Consider the following 20,806-nt stretch of genomic DNA (forward strand, 5'->3'; position numbering starts at 1 on the left):
TCTCGACGTGACGGAGACGACCATGATGCGGACCCGAACCCTGATCGCTCTCGGACTCGGGGCAGCGATGCTGGCCGGCTGCTCGGGCGGAGGGAGCGCGAGCGATGCGGGTCAGCCGGGCGTGGCCGAGTCCGCCGCCGGCGCCGACTCCGCCGCGGAGGAGTCCGGTCGCGGGAGCGGCGCGGCGGGCAGCGCCGACGGCGCGGGCTCCACGGTCGACCGCCAGGTGATCTCGACCGGCTGGGTCCAGCTCTCGGTCGAGGATCCGGTCACCGGCGCCGACGAGGTCGTCGCGATCGTCGAGGCCTCGGACGGCCGCATCGACTCCCGCTCGATCGTCGCCGAGCGGGAGGACAGGCACCCGTTCGCCTCGCTCGTCGCCCGCATCCCCTCCGACGACCTCACGGCCGTGCTCGGCCAGCTCGACGACGTGGGCGAGACGCTCAGGAGCGAGATCAGCGCGCAGGACGTCACCGGCACCGTCGTCGACCTCGACGCCCGCATCCGCGCGAAGGAGCTGTCGGTCGAGCGGCTCGAGAACCTGCTCGCGAGCGCCACGACCAACGCCGAGCTGATCGAGGCCGAGGGGGTGCTGACGCAGCGGCAGTCCGAGCTCGAGCAGCTGCGGACCGAGCGCGACCTGCTCGGCGACCAGGTCGCGCTGTCCACCATCACGATCGAGCTGACCGTCCCGGAGGAGATCCCGGTGACGCGCTCGCCGGGTTTCACGGGCGGCCTGGCGAGCGGGTGGGACAGCGTCGTGTCCTTCTTCACCGTGGCGGCCGTCGTGGTCGGGACGCTGCTCCCGTGGCTCGTGATCCTCGGGCTGGTGGGCGCCCTCGTTCTGGTGCTGCGTCGTCGCCGGCTCGCTCGTCGACCTGAGAAGTCCGCACCGACCGCCCCCGCACCCACCGCCCCCGCCGCCGCGCGGACCGCCCCGGTGCCGGACTGGCTGACGACCCCGGCCTACCCCGCGCCGCAGGCCACCCGGTCGGCCCCCGCGGGGGCGACCGTCGTCGCGGATCCCGCGAGGGACCCCGAGCCCGACGCCGGTGCGCGGGAGAAGCCCGACGACACCGAGGTCGAGACGCCGACCGACCCGCCGACCGACCCGCCGACCGACCCCACGGCCGAGCGACCCTAGCGGCCGGCGTCGAGCAGGGCCCGCGTGAACGGGTGGGCGGGTCGCGCCCACACCGTCTCCACGGGCCCCTGCTCGACGACGCGGCCCTCCCGCATCACGACGACGTCGTCGCACACCTGCCGCACGACGGCGAGGTCGTGGGAGATGAGCACGAGCGACAGCCCGCGCCGGGTCTGCAGGTCGCGCAGCAGGTCGAGGATGCCCGCCTGCACGGTGACGTCGAGGGCGGAGACGGGCTCGTCGCACACGAGCAGCTCCGGCTCGGCCGCGAGCGCCCGGGCGATCGCGACGCGCTGACGCTGCCCGCCCGAGAGCGTGCGCGGTCGGCGGCCGAGGATCTCCGGTCCGAGTCGGACCTGGGCCAGCAGCTCGACCAGGGCGTCGCGACGGGCGGGCCGCCCGGCGCTGCTCGCCGAGTCGCGCAGCAGCGCCTCGACGGCGAGGCGGGGGTCCGCACTCGCGAGCGGGTCCTGCGGCACGAGCCGCACGAGCCGGCGTCGCGGTCGACGGGCGCGCTCGTCCGGCGCGCTCCACGGCTCGCCGTCCAGCAGCACCGCGCCGGCGTCGGGCCGCTCGGCCGCCAGCAGGAGCCGGGCCAGCGTGGTCTTGCCCGAGCCCGACTCACCCACGATCCCGAGGGCGCGGCCGCGCGCGAGCGTGAGGCTCACGTCGTCGACGGCGACGACCTCGCCGCCGCGCGGCAGCGGGTAGCTGCGGCGCAGCCCGGTGGCGGCGAGCACCGGCGTCGACCCCGCACCCTCACCCCCTGCAGCCCCTCAGCCGCACCACCGCCGCCGGGCTTCGCCCCGCGCGGCACCGCGGCGACCAGCCGCTGCGTGTACGGATGGGCCGGGGCCTGCAGCACCTGCGCCGTCGGACCCTCCTCGACCACGCGCCCGTTCTCGAGCACGACGACGCGGTCGGCCACGCGTGCGACGGCGCGCAGGTCGTGGCTGACCAGCAGCATCGCGGTGCCCCCGTCGCGGAGCCGGCCCAGCAGCGCCAGCACGCCCGCCGCCACGGTCGCGTCCAGCGCGGTGGTCGGCTCGTCCAGGACGAGCAGGTCGGGGGAGCCGATGATCGCGGAGGCGATGAGCGCCCGCTGACGCATGCCGCCGGAGAGGTCGCCGGAGCGCTGGGCGGCCCGCACCGCGGGGAGGTCGAGCCCGGCGTCGGCGAGCGCCTGCTCGACGGCCGCGCGACGCCCGGCCCGTCCCGTGCGTGCGCCGCCCGCGCGGGCGGCCAGCGTCTCGCCGACCTCCGCGCCCACGGTCCGCAGCGGGTCGAGCGAGCCGAGGGCGTCCTGCAGCACGAGCCCGACCCGGCTCCCGCGCAGGCGTCGCCACCGGCGCTGGCCGTACCCGCGGACGTCGTGGCCCGCGACGTCGAACCGCTGCGCGCGGACGGTCGCCGTCGACCCGCCCTCGCCCGCCAGGCCGAGGACGGCGCGCGAGAGCACCGACTTGCCCGCCCCGGACTCGCCGACGACGGCGACGCACTCGCCGGGGGCGATCGTCAGCGAGACGCCGTGCAGCACGGCGACGGCGGTGGCACCGCGCACGAAGCCGACCTCCAGGTCCTCGATCGCCAGGACGGGAGCCCCGCCCGTCGTCGCCGTCACGCCGCCACCCGCCCGAATCGTCGCCCGAGCACGGTCAGCGCGGCCGCCGTCACCGTGATCGCCAGCCCGGGGCAGACCGTGAGCCACCACGACGAGGTCAGGTAGACCCGGCCGGCGTTGAGCATCGCGCCCCACTCCGAGGACGGCGGCCTGGCCCCCAGCCCGAGGAAGCTCAGCGCGGCCACCCACACCACGGCCTGCCCGATCCCGAGCGTGACGACGGCGACCAGCGGCCACAGCGCGTTCGGCAGGATGTGGCGACGCAGCACCCAGGCGCCGCCGCGCCCCTCGAGCCGCGCGGCGGCCACGTAGCCGGAGTCGGCGACGGAGCGCGCCCGCGCGCGCAGGATCCGGGCGTACCCGGGGGCGGTCGCGAGCCCGACGGCGAGGACCGAGGCCGCCACCCCCGGGCCCTGCACGGCGACGAGCAGGAGCGCGAGCACCATCGTCGGCAGCGCGTAGAGGACCTCGATGATGCGCGAGACCCCGGCGTCCAGCCAGCGCGGCCCGAGCCCCGCCGCGAACCCGAGGACGAGCGCGAGGCCGGTGCCGATCGCCGTCGCGGCGAGGCCGACCCCGAGCGAGGACGAGGCGCCGTGCACCACGCGGGTCCACACGTCGCGACCCGACTCGTCGGTGCCGAACCAGGTGCCCCAGCCCGGCGGCTGCATGGCGCGCCCCGGGTCGATCGCGGCCGGGCTCCCCGGGGCGACGAGCGAGGGTGCGACGACGGCGAGCAGCACCAGGGCGACGACCACGAGCGCCACCGCGCCCGGGACGCCGAGGCGACGCGCCGCCGTCGTGAGCCGGGTCCGCACGGCGTCGGACGCCCGGACCGACGCGTCGGCCGCGCTCACGAGAGCGCCACCGGTTCGGGGGCGGCCGGCGACGGCGCGGAGCGCCCGCCCGCCCGCCGCGTGCGGGGGTCCAGCACCTTCTCGAGCGCGTCGGTGGCCGTGACGATGACGACGTACAGCACCGCGACGGCCGCGACGGCGCCGATCACCACGGGCACGTCGCCCACGAGCGTCGCGTCCACCAGCAGGCGGCCGAGGCCGGGCCGGCCGAAGAGCAGCTCCACGACCACGGCGCCGGACAGGAGCGACCCGAACGCCCAGCCCGACAGCGCCACGACCGGGAGGCTCGCGTGCCGCAGCGTGTGCCTGGCGAACACGCGGGCGGGCGAGGCGCCTCGGGCGCGCGACGACGTCGCGAACGGCGCGGCCCCGGCCTCTTCGAGGCCGTCCCGCATCAGCTGGCCGAGGAAGCCCGCGAGCGGGACCGCCAGGGTGATCGTCGGCAGCACGAGACCAGGCAGCGAGCCGGGGGTGCTCGTCGCGGGCAGCCAGCCGAGCCCGGCCGCGACGACGGCGATGAGCATCGCGCCGAGCCAGAAGTGCGGCGTCACGGTGGCGACGACCTCGAGCCCCCGGAGCGCGGCGGCGACGATCCGTCCGACCGGCCCGCGCGCGTGGACGGCGACCAGCGCCACCGCCAGGGCGAGCAGCCAGGCGAGCACCAGCGCCGCCGTCGCGAGCACGGCCGTCGTGGGGAGGGAGTCGCGGAGCAGGTCGGCCACGGGGACGCGGCGCGAGAACGACGTGCCGAGGTCGAGCGTGGCCACGCGGCGCAGCTGGTCGAGGTACTGCAGCACGAGCGGCTGGTCGAGGCCGTACTCGGCGACGGCGGCCGCGACGGCGTCCGGACCCGCCTGCGAGCCGGGGCCGCCGAGGATCGCCTCGAGCGGATCGCGCCCGCCGGCCCGCAGGGAGAGGAAGACGACCGTGGCCGTGACCCACACCACCAGCAGGGCGCGACCGAGCGCGCCCAGGGCGAAGCGGAGCACGGCCACGAGGCGATCCTCCCTCAGACGTGCGGCGGGGTCAGGACTGCGTCAGCGCGGCGTCGACGAAGGTCGGCGTCGAGACGGTGTCCAGGGTGTCGACGCCCTCGACGCCGCGCAGCAGGAAGTGGTTCTGCTGGTCGTAGAGCGGGAGGATGTAGTGGCCCTCGAGCACGATCGCCTGCGCCTGCGCGTACAGGTCGGCACGCTCCGTCTCGTCCTGGCTGGCCGAGGCCGCGTCCAGCAGGGCGTCGAGCGCGGGGTCCCTCACCGAGGCGAGGTTGGCGAAGTAGCCCGACGGCGCCGGGACGGTCGAGTCGGAGTGGTAGAGGATCCGCAGCACGTCCGGGCCGACCTTGGTGTACGGGGCGCTGACGGCCTCGTACTCGTGTGCCGCGAGGGCGCCGTACCAGCCGGAGAGGTCGAGCGGCTCGAGGACGACCTCGAAGCCCGCCTCGGCCGTGTTGGCCTGGATCTGCTCGAACAGCGACTGCTCGGCGGCCACGGACTGGTTCGTGCTCACGGGGAAGCGGACGGTGAGGCGCTCGCCGTCGCGCGTGCGGTAGCCGTCGGCGTCGCGCTCGGTCCAGCCCGCGCCGTCGAGCAGCGTGTTCGCGGCGTCGAGGTCGTAGCCGAACAGGGACTCGTCGGAGTAGGCCGTGGTCTCCACCGAGGAGAGCGGGGAGTACGACGGCGCGGCGACGCCCGCGAAGAGCGTCTCGATGCCGGGCTCGGGGTTGGCCGAGCGGATGAAGGCCTCGCGCACGGCGGCGTCGTCGAACGGCGCCTGCGCCGTGTTGAGCTCGATGCGGTTGGAGCTGCCCGGGCGCGGCGCGTCGAGGTGCGTGACGTCGGTGCCCTCGGAGGCGACGATCGCGTCGGGCTGCGGGTTGTCGATCACCTGGACCTCGCCCGAGGTGAGCGCGGCGTAGCGGGTGGCGGCGTCGGGCAGGAAGCGCCAGGTGATCCCGTCGAGGATCGCGGGCTCCGCGGTGCCGTCCGGGCGCACGTAGTCGTCGTTGCGCACGAGGTCGACCTGCTGCTGCGGCGTCCAGGCCTCGACGACGAACGGTCCGGTCCCGATCGGCGCCGCGCAGTTGGCCTCCTGGCCGCGTGCGAGGCCGGCGGGGGACTGGATGGCGGTCCACGGCTGCGACAGCGACTCCAGCAGCGCGGAGTCGGGAGCCGTGAGGAGGAAGCGCGCGTGGGTCGCGTCGACGACCTCGACCTCGGCGACCTTGCCCACCGCGAGGTACCCCGTGGAGGAGCCCGTGTCGGGGTCCTGGAGGTGCTCGACGTTCGCCTTCACCGCGGCGGCGTCCACGGGGGTGCCGTCGGTGAACGTGCGTCCCTCGGCGAGCGTGAAGTCCCACGTCAGCCCGTCGGGGCTGACGGTCCAGTCGGTCGCCAGCCACGGGGTGATGGCGCCGTCGGCGTCGCGGCCGACGAGCGGCTCGAGGTACTGCGACGAGAGCAGGGCCTGCGGGTAGTTGCCGCCGACGTGCGGGTCGAGGCACGTGGGCTCGGCGTCACCGGTCGCGTAGACCAGGGTGCCGCCCGCCTCGGCGCTGCCGGTGCCGGCGGTGCTGCTCGCGTCGCCGGTGTCGGGGGAGTCGCCGGCGGGGGAGCCGGTGCAGGCGGCGAGGACGAGCGCGAGCGCGCTCAGGGCGATGACGGGGGCGTGACGGCGCACAGGTGCCTTCTTCCGGATTGTTGGTCGCAGTCCAACAATAGGTGGATCCGGCCCCGACAGCCGCCTACGATCGAGTGATGACGACCACACGGGGGGCCGGGCGGCCGCGGGCCGCCTCGCGCGCGCTGCTCGAGGAGGCGGCCTGCGAGCTGTTCCTGGAGCAGGGGTACGCCGCGACGTCGGTGGCGGACGTGACGCTGCGGGCCGGGGTGAGCCGCTCCACGTTCTTCAACTACTTCGACACCAAGAGCGACCTCCTGTGGACCGGCGTCGACGAGCAGGTCGCGGCGCTCGCGGCACGGCTGGCCGCGCCCGGGGGAGCCGACCTCGCCGGCGTCGACCGCGAGCTGCGGACCTTCGCGACGGCGCTCGGCCCCGACAACGTCGCCCTCGCGTTCTCGCAGGAGTCGGTGATGGGCCTCGGGGACGACCTCAGGGAGGCCGCCGTGCGCCGTCTCGCCGACGTGCGCGACGTGGCGTCGGCGGCGCTGCGGGCGGCCGGCGTCCCTGAGCTGACGGCCGAGGTGCTCGGCGCCGCCCGCGCGGGGGCGCTGCTCGCGGCCGTCCGGTCGTGGTCCCTGCGCGGACCCGGCCGGGTGGCGCTCGCCGACGTCCTCGAGGAGGCGCTCGCAGCGCTGGACGGGGCGGCGGTGCCGGCGGACCCGGCGTGACACCGCCGCCCCGGCGTGACACCGCCGCCCCGGCGTGACACCGCGCCGTCGCCCCGCCAGGATGGCGTGATGGGACTCTTCGGCAGCAGCAGCGGCAACGACCAGACCCTCGAGCGACGCGTGGCCGACCTGGAGCGCGAGGTCCGCGACCTGCGGGCCGCGGTCGCGGCGCTGGCCGCCCGCCCTGCGGGGGGCGGCAGCGCCGACGCCACGGACGCCCCCGCCTGGGGCTCGGCCGTCGCGGGCTACCAGCCGAGCGAGCGGGTCTACACCGCCCTCCTGGCCGGCAGGAAGATCGAGGCGATCAAGATCGTCCGCGAGGAGACGAGCTGGGGGCTCGCCGAGGCCAAGAACTTCGTGGACCGTTTCGAGCGCACGCTCTGAGTCGGCACGCTCTGAGTCGACACGCCCCGAGTCGACTCGCTCCGAGGCGACACGCTCACACGTAGTCCGCGTACGAGGGCAGGTCGAGCACGCCGTTGCCCGACAACCCGATGAGGATCACCTCGTCGGTGGTCGCGGCGCGGGCGTGGGCGATCGCGGCGGACACCGCGTGCGTCGACTCCGGTGCCGGGATGATGCCCTCGGCCCGGGCGAACGTCACCCCGGCGCGGAACGCCTCGTCCTGCTCGACGGCGACGGCCTCCATCAGGCCGAGGTTCACCGCGTGCGACACCATCGGCGACATTCCGTGGTACCGCAGACCGCCGGCGTGGATCGCCGGCGGCACGAAGTCGGCCCCGAGCGTGTGCATCTTCAGCAGCGGCGTCAGGCCGGCCACGTCGCCGTGGTCGTAGCGATAGGTGCCCTGCGTGAGCGACGGGCAGGCGGCCGGCTCGCACGCGACCAGCCCCGTCGTCGTGCCCTCGCGCAGGTTGCGCCCGAGGAACGGGAACGTCAGACCGGCGAGGTTGGACCCGCCGCCCGCGCAGCCGAACACGATGTCGGGCACGGGGTCCCCGGCCTCGGCCAGCTGGACCAGCGCCTCCTGGCCGATGACCGTCTGGTGCAGCATCACGTGGTTGAGGACGCTGCCGAGGGAGTAGTGCGCCTGCGGGTCCTTGGCCGCCGCCTCGACCGCCTCGCTGATGGCCATGCCGAGCGAGCCGGTCGTGTCGGGCGTGGCCGCCAGGATCGCGCGGCCCGAGTCGGTCAGGTCCGACGGCGAGGAGTGGCACACCCCGCCGTAGGCCTCCATCTGGAAGCGGCGGTAGGGCTTGGCGTCGTAGGAGGAGCGCACCTGCCACACCTCGACCGTCAGGCCCAGCAGCGCCCCAGCGAGCGAGAGCGACGCGCCCCACTGCCCGGCGCCGGTCTCGGTGGTGAGCTTCGTCGTGCCCTCGAGCGCGTTGTAGTAGGCCTGCGCGATCGCCGTGTTCGGCTTGTGCGACCCTGCCGGGCTCTGGCCCTCGTACTTGTAGTAGATCCGCGCCGGCGTCCCCAGGACCCGCTCGAGGCGGTGCGCGCGGATCAGCGGCGCCGGCCGCCAGAGCGAGTAGATCTCCCTGACCGTCTGCGGGATCTCGATGTACCGCTCGGTCGCGACCTCCTGCGCGATGAGCGCCATCGGGAACAGGGGCGCGAGGTCCTCCGGCCCCAGCGGCTCGCGCGTGCCGGGGTGCAGGTGCGGCGGCACCGGCTCCGGCAGGTCGGCGTTGAGGTTGTACCAGTGCGTCGGCACGGTGGAGGGGATCTCGAAGCCCAGCGGCTCGAGGCTGCGGCGCTCGGCACCGAGGGGAGCAGCGGGGGCAGGGACGTCGGACATCGGGTTCTCCTCGCAGGATCGACAGTGATCGCGACCGAGCCTAGGGGCCGCCCCCGACGCCCGCGGGGAGGCGCTCAGCCCGTGGTCACCCACGTGGTGCCGACCTCGCGGGCGGCGACCCGCCCCGCGGTGGCGCGCTCCACGCTCGTGACCAGCCGGGCGTCCCCACCGGGCGGGACGTCGACGCGCAGCCCGACGTCGGCGCCGTACGTCGCCGTCACGGGCCACCCGGCACGACGCGCCTCGGCCTCCACCACGGCGGCCTCGGCGTAGCCGGCCACCAGCTCGTAGGAGGTGTGACGGGTCCGGACCGCGACGTCGGCGTCCTCCAGCGCCAGCGCGACGGCGCCGCGGTAGGCCCGCGTGAGGCCACCGGTCCCGAGCAGGACCCCACCGAAGTAGCGGACCACGACGGCGACGACGTCGCTCACCCCGCCGGCGACGAGCGCCTCGAGCATCGGGGCGCCTGCGGTGCCCGAGGGCTCGCCGTCGTCGTTGGTGCGCTGGAGGGCGCCGTCGGGTCCGAGGACGAACGCCGTGCAGTGGTGCCGGGCGCGGGGGTGGGCGGCGCGCACCGCCGCGATCCGCTCGCGCGCGGCCGCCTCGCCGTCGACGGGGGAGAGCAGGCTGAGGAACCGGGAGCGCGAGATCTCGGTCTCGGCGGCGACCTCGCTGCGCAGCGTCCGGTACGAGGAGACGTCGGCCATCAGCGAGCGGCCGTCAACGAGCAGCCATCAGTCGGTGGCGTCGCCCTTGGTGAGCACCTCGAGGCGCTGCCGGGCGACGCGGGCCTGCCGCTCCGCCTCGCGCAGCTTCCGCTTCCAGGCAGCGACGTTCGTGCGGGTCGAGTCGCGGTCGCGGGTCATCGACACGAGCTCGGACTCGAGCACCTCGAGCATCCGCGCGAGCGACTCGACCGTGTCCCTGGCGGCCGACAGGTCGTTCTCGGCGTCGACCAGGTCGGCGGTCGCCCGCTGGATCGCGACCTGACCGGCCCGCTTCGCCGCGCCGCTCGGGTGCCGGTCGCGCGAGGTCTCGCGCAGCGGCAGCAGCGTGACCGTCGGTCCGCCTGGGGTGGGGTCGACGACGTCCTCCTCGTCGGTGTCCAGGAGCGTGAAGCCCTCGTGGACGACGGTCCGCGCCAGGGTCCCCGCGCGCACCTGCTCGGCGACGTCCTGATCCATGACGGCGGCCGTGAGGGTCTCGAGCACGCGCGTCAGGGTCTCCTGCGACGGCTTGCGACCGCCGCCGGCCGACTGGTCCTCGCCGTGGTGCCACAGCAGCGACATCAGGGCGTCGGTCTTGATCCGTCGCGACCGGTCGAGCCGCGTGAGGTCGATGCGGTTGCGCGCCAGGGTCGCGGCCCGCAGCTGCTCCCCGACGGCGAGGAGCTCCTCCAGGTCGGCGGGCCAGTGGTGGGCGATCTGGTTGACCCAGAAGGCGCCGATCGTGGGCTTGGCGAGCTTGCGCAGCCGGGCGGACCCGACCTCGTCCCCGTCGGCCTTCATCGCGGCGGCGGCCCGGCTGCGAGCGCCGACGAACTCCTCGGGCTCCAGCTGGTAGAGCGACGCGATCACATCGCGCAGGGAGCTGGAGGACATGGTCCAAGAGTGGCGGTCGCGGCGTCCCACGTCCACACGGGCGGTCGGCAGCGGTGTCGTCAGCTCACGCCGGCGACCAGCGGTCGGCCTTGCGCAGGCGGTTCGCCAGGCCCTCGCCGCCGACCCGCTCGAGGTAGGCGCGGGGGCCGACGAGCACCAGCAGCGTGCGGGCGCGGGACATCCCGGCGTACAGGATGTGGCGCGCGCGCTCGACCTCCCGCACCCCGTTGACCGCCAGCACCACGACCCGTCGCTCGAGCCCCTTGAAGCCCAGGACGTGGCCGTAGAAGACGTCCTCCTCGGCGAAGAACGTGTCCCAGTAGGCGTCGAAGCCCCCGTGCCCGACGTCGCTCACCTGTGCGGGGTGACGTCGACCCGTGACCAGGAGGGCGACGTGACCGGGGTCCCAACCCTCCTCGAGCAGCGCCTCGACGACGGAGTCGGCGGCGTCGACGACGGCGTCCGCCGAACCGGCGCGCACGGAGGGGTCCGCCGAGCCCAGCGCCTCGGCGTCGCCGGCCTCGACCAGCCGGACCGCGGGTCCGGACATCCCCTGCGGGGACACGTCGGTGTCGGTGAGGCTGCCGAACACCTGGGCGATCTGCCGGGTGGAGCGCAGGTTCTCGCTGAGCCGGAACGGGGGCAGCTCGACGGGTGCGCGGCCCTCCCGCGGGAAGATCCGCTGGGCCTCGTCCGAGAAGACGAACAGCCCGCCGGCACTCCCGCCCTCGGCCGCGCCGCGCAGGCAGCGCGTCAGCGCGGGCCACCAGGCCTCGGAGAAGTCCTGCGCCTCGTCGACGACGATCGCGTCGAACGGTTCGGCCGTCCCCGCCAGGCGCGCGAGGTCGGCCGGGAGGCGGACCTCCCAGTCCTCCGCGACGTCGTCGCGTCCGGGGTCGGCCCCGAGCGCGACGGGCAGGTCGTGGAAGAGGCCCACCCAGGCCGGACGCTCGCGCGCGGGCCACGTCGCCGTCGTCCGCTCCATGTAGCGGCCGAGGCCGCGGGAGTAGCACAGCAGCGCGACCCGGCGGTGCCGACGGGCCAGGCGCCGGGCCTGCGCGAGAGCCAGGTAGGTCTTGCCGCTGCCGGCGCCGCCGACCACCTGCGCGCTCGGGAAGGCGTCGATGAGGTCGAGCACGCGCTCCTGCTCCCGGGTCATCCGCTCGAGCCTGAGGTCGTGCGCCTCGGCGAGCGCGAGCTGCTCGCTCTGACCGGGGAAGGAGTCGGCGAGGGTCGCGTGCACGAGGCCGGTCCCGACGTCGTCGAGATCGGCGTGGCCGACGGCGTGCCGCCCGAGCGACGAGCGCACCTGGGTCCCGACGTCGCCCGCCTCGAGGGTCGCCGCGTCGATCAGCATCGGCCGCGGCAGGTCCGGCGGGCGGACGTCCGCGGGCACGCGCGTGTGGGGGAGGGCGACCAGGTGCGCGAAGCGGACGTCGCCGAGCGAGGGCGCGTGGGTCCGGAGGTACCGGCGCAGGGAGTGCTTGGCGCGGTCGGCCTGGTAGCCGGGGTCCACGGTGCGCCCCTCGCCCGGGCCCTGGCGCCACTCGCCGTCGACGCGGCGCACGGCCCCGCCCTTCACCTCGATCACCGCGATCCCGTGGGGCGGCCAGACGACGACGAGGTCCGCCTCGCGCTGCTCGGCCCCCTCCTGCAGCCGCAGGTTCGCGATCAGCAGCGCGTCGTCGGGGAGCGCGTCGCGCACCGCCGTCCACACGGCGCGCTCGGCCCCGTGATCGCGGGAGTCGTCGGGCGGGTCGGCGGGGAAGAGGTGCGGCACCCCTCAGTCCTATCGCAGCCGGCGGCGGGCCGCAGGGTGAAGCCCCGCTCCCGCCGCCGACGGCGTGGCGCCTCAGCCCCAGAGCGTCCGTGTCGCCAGGGCCGCGCCCTCGGTCAGGCTGCGGAGCTTCGCCCACGCGATCTGGCCGTGCACGCGGCCGCCGAGCCCGCAGTCCGTGGAGGCGACGACGTTCTCCCGACCCACGCGCTCGGCGATCCGGACGATGCGCTCGGCCACGAGCTCGGGGTGCTCGACGACGTTGGTCGCGTGCGAGACGACGCCGGGCAGCAGGATCTTGCCGTCGGGCAGGGCGACGTCCTCCCACACGCGGTACTCGTGCTCGTGCCGGACGTTCGCGGCCTCGAAGGTGATCGCGTCGGCGTTGATCCCCAGGACGGTCGGGAGGATGTCGCGCAGGCCGAGGTCGGTGGTGTGCGGGCCGTGCCACGAACCCCAGCAGAGGTGGTAGCGGATCCGGTCGGACGGAAGGCCGCGCAGCGCGTGGTTGAGCGCCTCGACCCGCAGCCGCGTGAAGTCCAGATAGTCCTCGAGCGCGGGCTCGGGCTCGATCTGGTCGTAGTTCTCGGCGATCGAGGGGTCGTCGATCTGGAGGATCAGCCCCGCGTCGAGGACCGCGACGTACTCCTCGCGCATGACGTCGGCCCAGGCGAACAGGAGCTCCTCGTCGGAGGCGTAGTGCTCGTTGGCGATGCGGGAGGCGGAGCCCGGCGCGAGGGACGTGATGAAGGCGTCGCTCGTCCCGGCCGCGTCGGCCGCGGCGCGCAGGTTGGCGACGTCGGCGGCGATCGCCGCGTGCCCCGTGTAGCGCAGCGGTCCGGTCACCTTGGGGAAGACCGGAGGGGTGCCGTGGAAGATGCCCGACGTCGGGTCGGTGTAGGCCTCGCGGAAGGCCTGCTGGTCGCGTCGGAAGGCGAACCCCGTCAGCCGGGTGTCGCCCGGGGAGGACACGTGCCGGTCGGTGATCCAGGCGCCGCCCTCGTCGAGGGACAGGCCCTCGGCCCGCTGGAAGATGTAGGACCACCACGAGCCGAAGTCCATCGGCGAGGTCATCGACTTGCCGTACTCGCCGTCGCCCACGAGGTCGATCCCGGTCTCGCGCTGCCGCAGGACCAGGTCGGCGACCTCGGCGGCGAGCAGCTCCTCCCAGCCCTCGACCTCCTCGCCCGCGGCCCGCGCGGCGTTGGCGGCGACGAGGCGTTCCGTGCGGGGGAGGGAACCGGCGTGGGACGTGAGGACGGAGTCGTGGCTGCGGCGCATCCCGCCATCATCGCCTCGCCTCGCGGCGTCGGGTCCGGGACGCCCACCAGGTGACCACCGGGCGGACGAGCGCGGCCGAGCGGACCGGTCGGGCCGGTCGGGTCCGGTCGGTGCTCAGCCGGCCAGGACGCGGGTGGTGACGTCGAGCAGCCGGTGCCGGACGCCGTCGGCCCGGACGCTGAAGTCGCGCTGCGCCGCGACGTACTCCGCCTTGCCCGCCGGCGTCTCGATGGCCACGGGCGCGAGCCCGAACGAGGAGACGTCGTAGGGGGAGGCGCGCATGTCGAGCACCCGGATGTCCCGGGCCAGCTCGAACGCCGCCAGGGCGAGGTCGCCCGGGACGGCAGGTCCGAGGTGGATGGAGGTCTTCACGAGGTCCATGCCGACGTGCAGGCAGCCGCCCTGGTCCATCGCCACCTGCGTCTCCCTGGAGGGCTGCAGCGTGTTGAGCGGCTGCGCCGCCGGGGTGAAGAACCGGAACGCGTCGATGTGGCTGCACTGCACCCGGTGGCTGCGCACGACGGCGTCGGTCGCCTCCTCGCCCAGGCGCAGGGGGAGCGGGTGGCGGTGCTCGTCGGCCGCCTCGCCGTAGACCATCGCCCACTCGTGCAGACCGAAGCAGTCGAACCGGGCGGGGCGGTCGGCGACGGCGCCGAGCAGCGCGTGGTGGAACCGGACGGCACCTCCGCGGTCGGCGAGGAAGCGGGCGCGGTCCAGCTCGACGTCGCCGCCCTCCTCGCGGAACCACCGGGCGCCGGCGAGCCGGGAACCGGCCGCGTCCTCGAGCACGACGCCGACGCCGGGGCTCCACCGGGCGAGCAGCGACGGCTTGACCGGGTAGTAGGTGAAGAGGAAGTCCTCGACGGCGTGGCTCTCGCCCCGCCCGCGGCGCTCGCGGTACGTGGCGGTCAGGCCCTCGGCCCGCGCGACGTGCGCCGCCTCGGCCGCTCGCCAGGTCGCCGGGGCCAGCCGGCGGGTGTCGGCCACGAGCGCGGTGCTCACGCCGACACCGACCGGGCCGCGCCGTCGGACGCCGCCTTGAGGAGCCGTTCGAGCGGTCCCTGGCCGAGCGTGGCGCGCCACAGGCAGGCGAAGGCGATCGAGCCGAGCGCGAGGGCGAGCAGGGGACCGTTCGAGGCGGGGTAGTACACGGCGTCGGAGCCCAGGACCGCGATCACGACGAGCTGCGCGGAGTAGATCGTCAGCGACATCGAGCCCGTCGCGGCCAGCGGCCACAGGGCGAGCTCACCGACCCGGCCGGAGGTGGCCAGCAGGCAGAGCCCGAGCACCGCCACGGCGACCCCGAGGTTGCCCACGACATCGAAGCCGGAGTTGGCGTGCGGCTCGACGGACAGCAGCGCGTCGGGCCAGAAGAGCACGTCGAACGGTCCGGTCGAGCTGCCCGTCCCGCTCGAGAGCGAGGCGCCGACGCCGTAGGCCGCGGCCGCGACGAGGGCCCCGCCGCCGAGCAGCGCGGCGGCGTAGCGACGGGAGGCCAGCGCGCCCCGGCCGACGACGATGCCGACCAGCAGGTAGGCGATCCAGACCACCACCGGGTAGTAGCCGAGCACGAGCTCGCCGATCAGCGGCCCCTCCCAGAGGAAGACGACGCTCGGCTGCACGGTCCCCGTCAGGGACTGTCGCAGCCCGAGCGCGACGACGGGGCCGAGCACGACGGCGACGCCCGCCAGCCCGAGCAGCCACCCGCTCCGCAGCCGGAGCACGGGCAGCGCCATCAGGAACATCACCGCGTAGGACGTGAGGATGACGACGACGGGGGTCCCGAGCAGCTGCAGCCCGAACCCGACGCCGAACAGGATGACGGCGCGGACGGCGATCTTCGTCCGCACGCGACGCCACCCGAGGCGGTCGTCGTGCGCCGTCGAGCGCGTCATCAGGGCGATCCCGACGCCCGCGAGCGTCGCGAACAGGGCCGAGGAGCGACCGTCGAAGATCCACATCCACTGCTCGCCCCAGCCGCCACCGCGGTTGTCGTGGCCGGTGCCGAGGTGCGCGACGAGCATGCCGAGGATGGCGACGGACCTGGCGACGTCGACGCCCGAGATCCGACGGCGCGGTGCGGCCGTCCGAGCGGTCGTCGGGGCGGGCGCGGGGGTCGGCGCGAAGGCCGGGCCGGTCGTCGGACCCGGGGTCCAGACCTGCGGCGGGGGCGCTGTGGCGGGTCCCGGGACGGGCGATCCGGCGGGGAACTGCGGTGAGCTCATCACGACCTTCCTGGCGGCGCGGGACGCGCCGGGACGTGGGGCCAGCCTAGGAGACGGTCCTTGCCCCGAGGGATACGGTGGGGGACACCCGCGACGAGGAGGACGCCATGGCCCGGTACACGCACGGACACTCCGAGAGCGTGCTGCGGTCGCACACGTGGCGGACCGCACGCAACTCCGCCGCCTACCTGCTCGACGACCTCGCCCCCGGGCTGGACGTCCTCGACGTGGGCTGCGGCCCCGGCACCATCACGGTCGACCTCGCCGACATCGTCGCCCCGGGGCGCGTCGTCGGCGTCGACACCTCCCACGAGGTGCTGCTGAAGGCCTCCGAGCTGGCCGCCGCCCGCGGCGTGAGCAACACGCTCTTCGAGCCGGCCGACGTGTTCGACCTTCCCTACGGGAGCGCGAGCTTCGACGTCGTCCACGCCCACCAGGTCCTCCAGCACCTCGACGATCCGGTCGCCGCGCTGCGCGAGATGCGCCGCGTGCTGCGCCCGGGCGGCGTGCTCGCCGTCCGCGACGTCGACTACGGCGGCATGCGCTGGTTCCCGCGGCTGCCCGGTCTGGACGAGTGGCTCGACCTCTACCAGCAGGTGGCGCGCCGCAACGGCGGCGAGCCCGACGCCGGTCCCCGCCTGCTGTCGTGGGTCCGGGAGGCCGGCTTCGCGGACACGACCGCGACGGCGTCGACCTGGTGCTACGCCGACGACGACACGCGCGCCTGGTGGGCGGGCGTCTGGTCCGAGCGGGTGCGCCACTCGCAGTTCGCCGAGCACGCCCTGGAGCTGGGCGTGGCGGACACGGCGGCGCTCGACGCCGTCGCGGAGGCCTGGCGCGAGTGGGGCGCTGCCGAGGACGGCTGGTTCGCGATGGTGCACGGCGAGGTCGTCGCCCGGCGGTAGTCCGTAGGCTGACCCCATGCGCATCGCACGTATCGCCGTCGGCGACGACCCCCGTTACGCCATCGTCGAGGGTGAGGGGGAGGACGTCACGTACGCCCTCATCACGGGTGACCCGCTGTACTCCGGCGTCGAGCCCACGGGCCAGGTGCTCCCGGCCGACGGCGTCCGCCTGCTCGCCCCGGTCATCCCTCGCTCGAAGGTGGTCGGGATCGGTCGCAACTACGCCGAGCACGCCGCCGAGCTGGGCAACGCGGTGCCCGAGGACCCGATGGTCTTCCTCAAGCCCAACACCGCCGTCGTCGGGCCGGACGACCCGATCATCCTGCCGAGCTACTCCGAGGACGTGCACTACGAGGGCGAGCTCGCCCTTGTCATCTCCCGGATCTGCAAGGACGTCCCGGTGACGCGCGCCAAGGACGTCATCCTCGGCTACACGTGCGCCAACGACGTGACCGCGCGGGACCAGGGCGCCACGGGCCCGTGGACGCTGAAGAAGGGCTTCGACTCCTCCTGCCCGCTCGGCCCCTACATCGTCACCGACCTCGACCCTGCCGACCTCGCCGTGCGGACCTACCTCGACGGCACGCTGGTCCAGGACGGGTCGACCTCGCAGATGGTCCACGGCGTGCACGAGCTGGTCGCCTACGTCTCGACGATCTTCACGCTGCTGCCCGGCGACGTGATCCTCACGGGGACGCCGGCCGGTGTCGGCCCGATGGTCGCGGGCCAGCGCGTCGACGTCGAGATCGAGGGCATCGGTCGCCTGAGCAACCCGGTGATGCGCCGCTAGGGGAGCCGGGGGAGGACCGGTCGTCGATAGGCTGGCCCCATCATGACTACCTCCTCCGGCTCGTCCGTGCGCGTCCGCTTCTGTCCCTCGCCCACCGGGATCCCGCACGTCGGGATGATCCGCACGGCCCTGTTCAACTGGGCGCAGGCCCGGCACACCGGCGGCACGTTCGTGTTCCGCATCGAGGACACCGACGCCGCGCGGGACTCCGAGGAGTCCTACGCCGCGATCATCGAGTCGCTGCGCTGGCTCGGGCTGGACTGGGACGAGGGCATCGAGGTCGGCGGCCCGCACGGTCCCTACCGGCAGTCGCAGCGCGGCGAGATCTACGCCGAGGTCATCTCCGAGCTCAAGGCCGGCGGGTACCTCTACCCGTCCTTCTCGACGCCGGAGGAGATCGCCGAGCGCAACGCCGCCGCCGGGCGGGCGGCACAGATGGGTTACGACAACGCCGAGCGCGACCTCACCGCCGACCAGGTCGAGGCGTTCCGCGCGCAGGGTCGCGAGCCCGTGTGGCGCCTGCGGATGCCCGACGACGACATCACCTTCACGGACCTGATCCGCGGCGAGGTCACGTTCGCGGCGGGCTCCGTGCCGGACTTCGTCGTCGTCCGCGCCGACGGCAAGCCGCTGTACACGCTCGTCAACCCGGTCGACGACGCGCTGATGGGCATCAACCACGTGCTGCGGGGCGAGGACCTGCTGTCCTCCACGCCGCGCCAGATCGCGCTGTACCGCGCGCTGGTCGAGCTCGGGATCGCCGAGGCGGAGCCGGTCTTCGCCCACATGCCGCTCGTGCGCGGTGACGGCAACAAGAAGCTCTCCAAGCGCGACCCCGAGTCGAACCTCTTCCACCACCGCGAGCGCGGATTCATCCCGGAGGGGCTGCTGAACTACCTGTCGCTGCTGGGCTGGTCGATCGCGCCGGACAACGACGTGTTCACGATGGCCGAGCTCGTCGAGGCGTTCGACATCGCCGACGTCAACCCCAACCCGGCCCAGTTCGACCTCGCCAAGGCCGAGGCGATCAACGGCCAGCACGTCCGGCTCCTCGCGCCGGAGGACTTCCGCTCCCGGCTGGTGCCCTACCTCACCGACGTCCTGTCGGCCCCGAGCTGGGACCTGCTGAACGACCGCGAGCGCGAGATCCTCACGGCGGCGGCTCCGCTCGTGCAGGAGCGCATGGTGCTGCTGGGCGAGGCGCCGGCGATGCTCGGCTTCCTCTTCACGGCGGGCGACGACGTCGCGATCGCCGACGACGCCCGCGCCACGCTCAAGGACGGCGCGGCCGACGTGCTCGACGCCGCGATCGGCGCGCTCACCGGTCTGGAGACGTTCGCGACGGCGGAGATCGAGGCCGCGCTGCGCGAGGCCATCGTCGAGGGTCTGGGCGTCAAGCCGCGCCTGGCGTTCGGTCCGCTGCGCGTGGCCGTCTCAGGACGTCGGATCTCGCCGCCGCTGTTCGAGTCGATGGAGATCCTCGGCCAGGACTCCACGCTGAACCGGCTGCGGGCGCTGCGCGCGACCCTGTGAGCGCGGCGACGTGACGACGCCCGGGACCGTGGTGCTCGACGACGTCGACGGCGTTTTGCTCGACATCGACGACACGCTGGTGGACACCCGCGCCGCGTTCGGCACGGGCCTGGCGGCGATCGCGGAGGTCTACCTCCCGCACCTGGGCGAGGACGAGCGAGCCCGGGCGCTGGAGCTGTGGCGGGCCGACGCCTCCGGGTACTACCGGCGCCACACTCGCGGCGAGCTGACGGCGAGCGAGCAGCGGCTGCTGCGCGCCCGCGAGCTGCACGCCGCGTTCGGGGCCCCGAGATCGACGACGACGACTTCGCCGCCTGGGACGCCGTGTGGCGGGTGGGTTTCGAGGGCGGCTGGCGGGTGCACGACGACGTCGCGGACCTGCTGGTGCGTCTCGCGGAGGCGGGGCTCGCCGTCGGGGCCCTGACGAACGCGGTCGGAGACCTCTCGGCGCGCAAGCTGGCGCGGTGCGGCCTCGCCGACACCGTGCCGCTGCTGGTCAGCCTCGACACGTTCGGCGTCGGCAAGCCCGACCCTCGGGTCTTCCTCGAGGCGTGCCGGCTGCTGGGCACGTCACCGGAGCGCACCGTCTACGTCGGCGACGAGCTGGACACCGACGCGCTCGCAGCGACCGCCGCCGGGCTGCGGGGGATCTGGCTCGACCGGCCCGGTACGCGTCGCGGCGGCGTCCATCTCGAGGACCCCGGCGTCGCGCGCGAGGCGGGGATCGCCGTGGTCGGCTCGTTGGACGCGCTCGGGCGCTGAGGCCGCCTCGGAGGCCGGCTCGGAGGCCGGCTGGGAGGCCGGCTGGGATGCCCCGAGCGCTGCAAATCCGCCGGTTTGGTCACCCCCGGATTTCCTTGTACAGTAGACCGGCGGTTGAAAGACGGCAAAGAGTCGGGGAAGCCCGGAACTGCGCCGATCTGGATACCCCTTGGGGTATGGTGTAATTGGCAGCACGACTGTTTCTGGTACAGTTAGTCTAGGTTCGAGTCCTGGTACCCCAGCGGTGAAGACAGCCGCCGATTTTGCTTGCGAGCAGGAATCGGCTAGAGTCTTTGAGGCCACTTCGGTGGCTGACCAGCACGGCCCCATCGTATAGCGGCCTAGTACGTCGCCCTCTCACGGCGGTAACGCGGGTTCGAATCCCGCTGGGGTCACGAGCGCAAGGCCCCCGATCTTCGGATCGGGGGCCTTCGTCGTTCTCCGGGACGGGTGGGGACCCAGGGCCGATGTCGGCGGCCTCGCCTAGGGTCGAACCGTGGTCTTCCTCACAGCCGGCCCCGACGCCGCAGCCCCGTCCCCGACGGGCCGTCCCGCGCCCGGCGCCCCCGTGGCGCACGTCAGCTCCTACGGACGCGACCTGCTCGAGCAGCTGCGTCGGGCCGTCGCCGCCGCCAAGGGCGGTGACCCGCTGGCCGCCGTCACGGTCGTGGTGCCCGACAACCTCAGCGGTCTGCTGGCCCGTCGCGCGCTCGCCTCGGGCCTGGGCGATCGCGGTCCCGGCGTCGCGGGGCTCGTCGTCACGACCCTGCCCCGGCTCGCGGAGACGATCGTCGCCGGCGCGCTCGCCCCCCGACTCCCCGCCACGGGCGCCGTCGTCGCTGCCCGGTGGCGCCGGGCGCTGCAGGAGGACCCGGGCGCGTTCGACGCCGTGGCCGACCACCCGGCCACGATCCGGGCCCTCGTGCAGGCGCACCGCGAGCTGCGGGACCTGGACGCCGGCGGTCTGGCGGCGGTGGCCGCGAGCGGGGCGCTGGCGCACGAGGTCGTCTCGCTCCACCGCCGCGTGACGTCCGCCCTCGAGGCGGGCTGGTACGACGAGACGGACCTGCTCCGGGAGGCGGCGCGCCGCGTGGCCGAGAGGGCCGGGGCGGCCGCCGTCGCCCCGTCGTCCTGCACGCCCCGCAGCGGACGACGGCGGCCGAGCAGGAGCTGCTGCGGGCGCTCGTGACGAGGA

At 74.6% G+C, this 20,806-nt stretch carries 21 protein-coding genes and 2 tRNA genes; 11 read left to right on the forward strand and 12 right to left on the reverse strand.

The features are described from left to right. Window positions 1-22: 22 nt before the first annotated feature. Window positions 23-1,144, forward strand: a complete 1,122-nt coding sequence (locus C8046_RS00160; RefSeq protein WP_146197010.1) for a DUF4349 domain-containing protein — start codon at window positions 23-25, stop codon at window positions 1,142-1,144. Here C8046_RS00160 and C8046_RS18985 read toward each other — a convergent pair. Genes C8046_RS18985 through C8046_RS00185 form a run of 5 tightly spaced genes read right to left on the reverse strand, consistent with a single transcriptional unit; the run spans window position 1,141 to window position 6,301 of the window. Next, the gene (locus C8046_RS18985) at window positions 1,141-1,884 is read right to left on the reverse strand and encodes an ABC transporter ATP-binding protein (protein ID WP_109227756.1); all 744 of its coding nucleotides are present in this window, start codon (window positions 1,882-1,884) and stop codon (window positions 1,141-1,143) included. The two genes, C8046_RS00160 and C8046_RS18985, sit on opposite strands and share 4 nt — an antisense overlap. Further along, complete coding sequence (locus C8046_RS18990; protein ID WP_146197011.1) at window positions 1,809-2,765, reverse strand: oligopeptide/dipeptide ABC transporter ATP-binding protein; 957 nt, start codon at window positions 2,763-2,765, stop codon at window positions 1,809-1,811. Before C8046_RS18990 ends, C8046_RS18985 begins: the two co-directional genes overlap by 76 nt. Then, entirely contained in the window at window positions 2,762-3,622 is an 861-nt protein-coding gene (locus C8046_RS00175) for an ABC transporter permease (protein ID WP_109227757.1), read from the reverse strand. The genes C8046_RS18990 and C8046_RS00175 overlap by 4 nt, the downstream gene beginning before the upstream one ends. Next, window positions 3,619-4,617 (reverse strand): ABC transporter permease, encoded by a 999-nt coding sequence (locus C8046_RS00180; protein WP_109227758.1) that lies wholly within the window; start codon window positions 4,615-4,617, stop codon window positions 3,619-3,621. Before C8046_RS00180 ends, C8046_RS00175 begins: the two co-directional genes overlap by 4 nt. A gap of 31 nt (window positions 4,618-4,648) precedes the next feature. Then, entirely contained in the window at window positions 4,649-6,301 is a 1,653-nt protein-coding gene (locus C8046_RS00185; RefSeq protein ID WP_235865999.1) for an ABC transporter substrate-binding protein, read from the reverse strand. Window positions 6,302-6,378: 77 nt separating this feature from the next. Between C8046_RS00185 and C8046_RS00190 the strand changes: the two genes are divergently transcribed. Continuing rightward, window positions 6,379-6,972, forward strand: a complete 594-nt coding sequence (locus C8046_RS00190) for a TetR/AcrR family transcriptional regulator (RefSeq protein WP_109227759.1) — start codon at window positions 6,379-6,381, stop codon at window positions 6,970-6,972. 69 nt (window positions 6,973-7,041) lie between these two features. Beyond that, window positions 7,042-7,356 (forward strand): ribosomal protein L7/L12, encoded by a 315-nt coding sequence (locus C8046_RS00195; RefSeq protein ID WP_146197012.1) that lies wholly within the window; start codon window positions 7,042-7,044, stop codon window positions 7,354-7,356. A gap of 55 nt (window positions 7,357-7,411) precedes the next feature. Here the strand turns inward: C8046_RS00195 and C8046_RS00200 are convergent, their stop codons facing one another. The 7 genes from C8046_RS00200 to C8046_RS00230 form a co-directional block, all read right to left on the reverse strand. Continuing rightward, window positions 7,412-8,737, reverse strand: coding sequence for a TrpB-like pyridoxal phosphate-dependent enzyme (locus tag C8046_RS00200; protein ID WP_109227760.1), 1,326 nt, complete (start codon window positions 8,735-8,737; stop codon window positions 7,412-7,414). A 74-nt stretch (window positions 8,738-8,811) separates the two neighbouring features. Beyond that, window positions 8,812-9,444, reverse strand: coding sequence for a YigZ family protein (locus tag C8046_RS00205; protein WP_109227761.1), 633 nt, complete (start codon window positions 9,442-9,444; stop codon window positions 8,812-8,814). 27 nt (window positions 9,445-9,471) lie between these two features. Continuing rightward, window positions 9,472-10,338 carry a hypothetical protein gene (locus C8046_RS00210; RefSeq protein ID WP_109227762.1) on the reverse strand — a complete coding sequence of 289 codons (867 nt, stop codon included), beginning with the start codon at window positions 10,336-10,338 and terminating at the stop codon, window positions 9,472-9,474. Between the two features lie 64 nt (window positions 10,339-10,402). After that, window positions 10,403-12,118 carry a nuclease-related domain-containing DEAD/DEAH box helicase gene (locus C8046_RS00215; protein WP_109227763.1) on the reverse strand — a complete coding sequence of 572 codons (1,716 nt, stop codon included), beginning with the start codon at window positions 12,116-12,118 and terminating at the stop codon, window positions 10,403-10,405. Window positions 12,119-12,190: 72 nt separating this feature from the next. After that, window positions 12,191-13,396 (reverse strand): cobalamin-independent methionine synthase II family protein, encoded by a 1,206-nt coding sequence (locus C8046_RS00220; RefSeq protein WP_109227764.1) that lies wholly within the window; start codon window positions 13,394-13,396, stop codon window positions 12,191-12,193. Between the two features lie 114 nt (window positions 13,397-13,510). Beyond that, window positions 13,511-14,398, reverse strand: coding sequence for a 3-methyladenine DNA glycosylase (locus C8046_RS00225; RefSeq protein ID WP_235866000.1), 888 nt, complete (start codon window positions 14,396-14,398; stop codon window positions 13,511-13,513). Further along, window positions 14,395-15,621, reverse strand: a complete 1,227-nt coding sequence (locus C8046_RS00230; RefSeq protein WP_109227765.1) for a heparan-alpha-glucosaminide N-acetyltransferase domain-containing protein — start codon at window positions 15,619-15,621, stop codon at window positions 14,395-14,397. The genes C8046_RS00225 and C8046_RS00230 overlap by 4 nt, the downstream gene beginning before the upstream one ends. A gap of 107 nt (window positions 15,622-15,728) precedes the next feature. On the opposite strand from C8046_RS00230, the gene C8046_RS00235 reads away from it, so the two are divergent. The 8 genes from C8046_RS00235 to C8046_RS00265 all read left to right on the forward strand — a co-directional run bounded on the left by C8046_RS00235 (window position 15,729) and on the right by C8046_RS00265 (window position 20,800). After that, window positions 15,729-16,526 carry a class I SAM-dependent methyltransferase gene (locus C8046_RS00235; protein WP_109230625.1) on the forward strand — a complete coding sequence of 266 codons (798 nt, stop codon included), beginning with the start codon at window positions 15,729-15,731 and terminating at the stop codon, window positions 16,524-16,526. Window positions 16,527-16,542: 16 nt separating this feature from the next. Continuing rightward, window positions 16,543-17,316, forward strand: a complete 774-nt coding sequence (locus C8046_RS00240) for a fumarylacetoacetate hydrolase family protein (RefSeq protein ID WP_109227766.1) — start codon at window positions 16,543-16,545, stop codon at window positions 17,314-17,316. 42 nt (window positions 17,317-17,358) lie between these two features. Further along, on the forward strand, window positions 17,359-18,849 hold the full coding sequence (gltX, locus tag C8046_RS00245) for a glutamate--tRNA ligase (RefSeq protein WP_109227767.1): 1,491 nt from the start codon (window positions 17,359-17,361) through the stop codon (window positions 18,847-18,849). 10 nt (window positions 18,850-18,859) lie between these two features. Then, window positions 18,860-19,273: a hypothetical protein gene (locus tag C8046_RS18995; RefSeq protein ID WP_235866001.1), complete on the forward strand. Its 414-nt coding sequence runs from the start codon at window positions 18,860-18,862 to the stop codon at window positions 19,271-19,273. Beyond that, window positions 19,183-19,611 (forward strand): HAD family hydrolase, encoded by a 429-nt coding sequence (locus C8046_RS19000; RefSeq protein ID WP_235866002.1) that lies wholly within the window; start codon window positions 19,183-19,185, stop codon window positions 19,609-19,611. Before C8046_RS18995 ends, C8046_RS19000 begins: the two co-directional genes overlap by 91 nt. A 170-nt stretch (window positions 19,612-19,781) precedes the next feature. Next, window positions 19,782-19,853: transfer RNA gene (locus C8046_RS00255), tRNA-Gln, on the forward strand. A gap of 80 nt (window positions 19,854-19,933) precedes the next feature. Then, window positions 19,934-20,006 (forward strand) — tRNA-Glu (locus C8046_RS00260). 101 nt (window positions 20,007-20,107) lie between these two features. Further along, on the forward strand, window positions 20,108-20,800 hold the full coding sequence (locus C8046_RS00265; RefSeq protein WP_109227768.1) for a hypothetical protein: 693 nt from the start codon (window positions 20,108-20,110) through the stop codon (window positions 20,798-20,800). Window positions 20,801-20,806: the final 6 nt, after the last annotated feature.

The sequence above is a fragment of the Serinibacter arcticus genome, assembly GCF_003121705.1.
Classification (GTDB): domain Bacteria; phylum Actinomycetota; class Actinomycetes; order Actinomycetales; family Beutenbergiaceae; genus Litorihabitans.

What these genes read in the sequence shown, in the direction of transcription:
- C8046_RS00220 (WP_109227764.1), bottom strand. Translation starts at nt 13,396, where the DNA reads ATGCGCCGCAGCCACGACTCCGTCCTCACGTCCCACGCCGGTTCCCTC.
- gltX (WP_109227767.1), top strand. Translation starts at nt 17,359, where the DNA reads ATGACTACCTCCTCCGGCTCGTCCGTGCGCGTCCGCTTCTGTCCCTCG.
- C8046_RS00210 (WP_109227762.1), bottom strand. Translation starts at nt 10,338, where the DNA reads ATGTCCTCCAGCTCCCTGCGCGATGTGATCGCGTCGCTCTACCAGCTG.
- C8046_RS00160 (WP_146197010.1), top strand. Translation starts at nt 23, where the DNA reads ATGATGCGGACCCGAACCCTGATCGCTCTCGGACTCGGGGCAGCGATG.
- C8046_RS00200 (WP_109227760.1), bottom strand. Translation starts at nt 8,737, where the DNA reads ATGTCCGACGTCCCTGCCCCCGCTGCTCCCCTCGGTGCCGAGCGCCGC.
- C8046_RS00205 (WP_109227761.1), bottom strand. Translation starts at nt 9,444, where the DNA reads ATGGCCGACGTCTCCTCGTACCGGACGCTGCGCAGCGAGGTCGCCGCC.
- C8046_RS00240 (WP_109227766.1), top strand. Translation starts at nt 16,543, where the DNA reads ATGCGCATCGCACGTATCGCCGTCGGCGACGACCCCCGTTACGCCATC.
- C8046_RS00195 (WP_146197012.1), top strand. Translation starts at nt 7,042, where the DNA reads ATGGGACTCTTCGGCAGCAGCAGCGGCAACGACCAGACCCTCGAGCGA.
- C8046_RS00235 (WP_109230625.1), top strand. Translation starts at nt 15,729, where the DNA reads ATGGCCCGGTACACGCACGGACACTCCGAGAGCGTGCTGCGGTCGCAC.
- C8046_RS00230 (WP_109227765.1), bottom strand. Translation starts at nt 15,621, where the DNA reads ATGAGCTCACCGCAGTTCCCCGCCGGATCGCCCGTCCCGGGACCCGCC.
- C8046_RS00190 (WP_109227759.1), top strand. Translation starts at nt 6,379, where the DNA reads ATGACGACCACACGGGGGGCCGGGCGGCCGCGGGCCGCCTCGCGCGCG.